This window comes from Paracoccus sigandri, assembly GCF_003709565.1.
Classification (GTDB): domain Bacteria; phylum Pseudomonadota; class Alphaproteobacteria; order Rhodobacterales; family Rhodobacteraceae; genus Paracoccus; species Paracoccus siganidrum.
On record NZ_QNRC01000082.1, the window covers coordinates 1 to 2,827 of the forward strand.

Here is a 2,827-nt window from a genome sequence, read left to right on the forward strand (position 1 = left end):
AAAACGTCGACCTGGCGCAGCTTCGCCACGATCTCTTCGGGCTTGTGCTTCTTCTGGGGCATTCCAAAATCCTCTCTAAGGCTAAATAGCCTACTTCAGGGAGGACCACTTTTCAGGGGGCAGACCATCGATCCATCCAGCTTCTCAGAGGTCCGATGCTACCTGTTTGAATCTTGTAATATTCCGCAAGAGTTAAGTAGCTATCGCTTAAAGCGCGGAACACCTCCTTTTCAAAGCCAAGGTCTTCACCGATGTGTTCAATTAGCTGCCCCCACGATGGAGCCCCTAACACAGCGGAGACACCTGCACCCGCAAACAGAATGGCCTGCCTATTCTTGATCGCGATTTTCAACGCATCGGTCATCTGGACTTTGCCTCTAGGAAATTTGCAAATTTTTGCAGCGCAAGCCGACGCATTGATATGTCATTTTTACGATCCCCCATCTCAGCGAATGTCTCAGTTTCCCCATTTGGAATAAAGACGCAATCCCACTGGAAATCTCTGTTCCCACGTGGAGTATCCGATATCTTCCCGAGAATTTCACCTTCGAATTGGTGAACCTTGCGGCCATCGCAATATGCGATCCGAGTTGTGGCTCTTACCTCTGGATTTTCTGTTTTTCCAAATATATCGGCAACACTTTCAGCTTTCAATGTGTCCCAAAAGACCTGTGTGAGGCCGCCAGGAAAGCCATTAAGCGACTCAATGTGCAGGCTGGTATGCTCAACGAAGATCGGCCTATGAACACGTTGAAATGCCTTGATACACTTGTCGTGGACCAGCTTGGGAACATCAATTGTTTGGATTTCGTTGATCTTGTAGTCCACTGGAACGACCTTAACATTGATCGCATCCATGATCTTCTTGACCTCTTCGATCTTGAAGGGGTTCCCGGACAGAAAGCGTAGGGTCTGCATTGAACTCCTCAAGCTCAGTCGTTAGCCATGCCAAGCTATGATTGGTAGGGCGACATGACAACTCGAAATTCGGAGTCTCGGATCGGTGGCGTGCCACCGGTCTACTTTGACTTGCACTGCCACCTGCGCGGCACCATGAAACCTGATCAAGCGGCAGCTCTCGCGGAGAAGCATGGCGTGCCACTTCCTCTTCGACTGGAGCACGAACACTACCTGTTCTCAAATTTCGAAGACTTCTTGTCTGTTTATGATCAGGTGGGTCACGTAGTTAGGTCCGCAGAGGACTTGAAAGACATTGCGTTTGCTTATCTCGAATCGGTCGCAAGAAATGGTACCATCTATGTTGAGCTCATGCTCTCACCGGGCCATTCAATCGCAAATGGCATACCATTTGAATCTCAAATTTCAGCTATATCGGATGCCATCGAGGAGGCAGAAGAGAAGTTCGGGATCTTTAGCTCCATTATCGTAACCTGCGTCCGGCATCGCGGGCCGGACGAAGCTGTTACTGTGGCCGAAATGGCTGTATCCAACGGCAGCAGTCATATACGCGGCTTCGGGCTAACAGGAAATGAAAGAAAATTCGACGCAAAGGACTTTAAAGGGGCATTTTTGATTGCAGAATACTCTGGACTCGGTTTGACCGCACACACAGGAGAGTGGCTTGATGCAGAATCTGTTCTTCGTACAGTTAATGCTCTAAACTTGAGTCGAGTTGGGCATGGAATTTCTGTGGCTCATAATTCCGCTGTTATGTCCGAGCTTGCGGATCGCTTAATCGGATTTGAAGTTTGCATGTCAAGCAATGTGCTTCTTGGTTCTGCCCAAAGCTACGAAACACACCCAGTGAGAAAGCTGATCGACGCTGGTTGCAGGGTAGCATTTTCTACTGACGATCCGGCCTATTTCCGAACCTCACCTGCACGTGAAATTGAAATGGCGAAAAAGCACGTACGATTGTCAGTGAGCGAGCAGTGGCTGATCATTAACGATTCCATCGACTTGGCGTTTTGTGATGAAACTAAAAAGTCGAAACTTCGCCTTTACTGCGACAGATTTTCGAAAGATTTATGGGCGACCGCTCCGTGATAAAGGTTCCGTTTTGTTTGGAGCCGATAGCGCAACCTGTAAATCTCTGAAACTGGATAATCGGCAAGTTTGGGCTGTGGACCAGACATCCGCTGCGCGCACCAAGAAGGACCGCAAAGGGCCGACCAGCGCGGAATGCGCCGGTCGGATTAGTTTTCTAAAGGTCGATCCCCTCAGAGAGCGTCAAAGCATCCTCGATGTCGACACCGAGATAGCGCACCGTGCTGTCCATCTTCGTATGGCCAAGCAGCAGCTGGACCGCCCGTAGGTTTCCGGTCTTCTTGTAGATCTGCGCCACCTTGGTTCGCCGCATCGAATGTGTACCGTAGGCGCTAGGCTCCAGTCCGACCGATACAACCCATCCCAGGACGATCCGGGCATACTGTCGCGTCGACAGATGCGGACTGCCATGGATTCGGCTGGGCCAAAGGAACTCCAGGCCGATCATTTCGGGGTCGTGGATCCAGCGCTCGAGAGACAGCCGCGTCGTCTCGGTGATTTCGAACCGGACCGGCTTCGCGGTCTTGCTCTGGATCATCGACGCTCGTTCCTTGACACGCCCAGCAGCGAATACATCCCGGACCCTGAGACTGACGAGATCGCAACCACGCAACTTGCTGTCCACGGCCATGTTGAACAGCGCTAGGTCACGTAAATTGCCTGCCATCTCGAGGCGAACGCGCCAGTTCCCTGTGTGAACCGGCGTGCAAAATTGACCCCGTAACGGGGTAATCGGCTTCCAAAAATGACCCCCTTACGCTGATGGTCATGATGCCTCCGAGGCTATCGGGGGGCACAGTGTGGGATGCTGGTTGTGGAG

4 protein-coding genes are annotated in these 2,827 nt (G+C 51.4%); 1 reads left to right on the forward strand and 3 read right to left on the reverse strand.

Annotation, left to right across the window (positions count from 1 at the left end; translation table 11 throughout):
• Positions 1-112 precede the first annotated feature (112 nt).
• A complete protein-coding gene (locus C9E82_RS24300; protein WP_147393190.1) occupies positions 113-364 on the reverse strand; it encodes an SIR2 family protein in 252 nt (83 codons plus the stop codon).
• Positions 361-918: a non-canonical purine NTP pyrophosphatase gene (locus C9E82_RS23665; RefSeq protein WP_119901215.1), complete on the reverse strand. Its 558-nt coding sequence runs from the start codon at positions 916-918 to the stop codon at positions 361-363. Before C9E82_RS23665 ends, C9E82_RS24300 begins: the two co-directional genes overlap by 4 nt.
• Before the next feature lie 90 nt (positions 919-1,008).
• Here C9E82_RS23665 and add point away from each other — a divergent pair, with 90 nt between their 5' ends.
• Positions 1,009-2,007, forward strand: a complete 999-nt coding sequence (gene add / locus C9E82_RS23670) for an adenosine deaminase (RefSeq protein WP_170162195.1) — start codon at positions 1,009-1,011, stop codon at positions 2,005-2,007.
• A 157-nt stretch (positions 2,008-2,164) separates the two neighbouring features.
• On the opposite strand, the gene C9E82_RS23675 is transcribed toward add, so the two are convergent.
• A complete protein-coding gene (locus tag C9E82_RS23675; RefSeq protein WP_119901217.1) occupies positions 2,165-2,674 on the reverse strand; it encodes a tyrosine-type recombinase/integrase in 510 nt (169 codons plus the stop codon).
• Positions 2,675-2,827 lie beyond the last annotated feature (153 nt).

Coding starts and splice junctions, on each gene's coding strand:
- C9E82_RS24300 (WP_147393190.1), bottom strand. CDS start 364: ATGACCGATGCGTTGAAAATCGCGATCAAGAATAGGCAGGCCATTCTG.
- C9E82_RS23665 (WP_119901215.1), bottom strand. CDS start 918: ATGCAGACCCTACGCTTTCTGTCCGGGAACCCCTTCAAGATCGAAGAG.
- C9E82_RS23675 (WP_119901217.1), bottom strand. CDS start 2,674: ATGGCAGGCAATTTACGTGACCTAGCGCTGTTCAACATGGCCGTGGAC.